1 pseudogene is annotated in these 237 nt (G+C 59.9%); it reads left to right on the forward strand.

Annotated features, from left to right (window positions below):
- A pseudogene (locus RTW80_RS30770) lies at nt 1-237 on the forward strand (DnaA regulatory inactivator Hda); the annotation flags it as partial.

Genomic DNA, 237 nt, shown 5'->3' on the forward strand with positions numbered 1-237 from the left:
AGTTTCTGGCCGGGTGATAACCCCTCTTTACTGGCTGCACTGCAAAACGTGCTGCGCCAGGAACACAGCGGATACATCTATATCTGGTCACGCGAAGGCGCGGGACGCAGCCACCTGCTGCATGCCGCCTGTGCGGAGCTTTCGGCGCGCGGTGACGCGGTAGGCTATGTGCCGCTTGATAAACGCACCTGGTTTGTGCCTGAAGTGCTGGAGGGCATGGAACATCTCTCCCTGGTC

It is taken from the genome of Escherichia sp. AM3, from assembly GCF_032029835.1.
In the GTDB taxonomy this organism is placed as follows: domain Bacteria; phylum Pseudomonadota; class Gammaproteobacteria; order Enterobacterales; family Enterobacteriaceae; genus Escherichia; species Escherichia coli.